Source organism: Gluconobacter sp. P1D12_c (assembly GCF_018812105.1).
Classification (GTDB): Bacteria; Pseudomonadota; Alphaproteobacteria; order Acetobacterales; family Acetobacteraceae; genus Gluconobacter; species Gluconobacter oxydans_A.
In genome coordinates, this window is the sequence record NZ_JACSIQ010000397.1 from 1 (window position 1) to 478 (window position 478).

Consider the following 478-nt stretch of genomic DNA (forward strand, 5'->3'; position numbering starts at 1 on the left):
GGGTCGGAATATCCCTCAGAGCCTTCACAAGAGGCTCCAGACGGCTCTGAAGCTGTTTCAGGCTCTCTCTGTCTTCCTTGGCCCGTGTGGTCGCTGTGCGGGCAACTGTGGCGCTCTGAACGGCAGGTTCATAATGCTGCTGAACGGTCTGACTGATGCGTTTTGCCACCTGCTCAGGGTCTTCCACAACACGGGTAAAAATCCCCTTCTTGAGCACCTGCGGTTCTAGGTCAGCAGGGGTCAGGTTTTTGTGCTCGGGTGCGTCCCGTTCTAGCGCCCCGTAGTAGGTTTTCAGCTTGGTGTGGGTGGCCTTGCTTCCTTCGATGCCGCGTTCCAGTCCGACAGGGCGTCCCACAACTCGCGCAAAGTCGGTCTGCATCTCGTTCAGGGCCTTGGCACCACCGAGGAACCGGCGGCAATTCAGGCGGCCTGTATCGGGGTCTTTTGGCACCACGTAGGCCGACAGGTGCGGCGTTTT

1 protein-coding gene is annotated in these 478 nt (G+C 59.2%); it reads right to left on the minus strand.

What is annotated here, in order from left to right; translation table 11 throughout:
* On the minus strand, window positions 1-478 hold a 478-nt coding region (locus KP705_RS17345), incomplete at both ends, for a plasmid recombination protein (protein ID WP_215765177.1).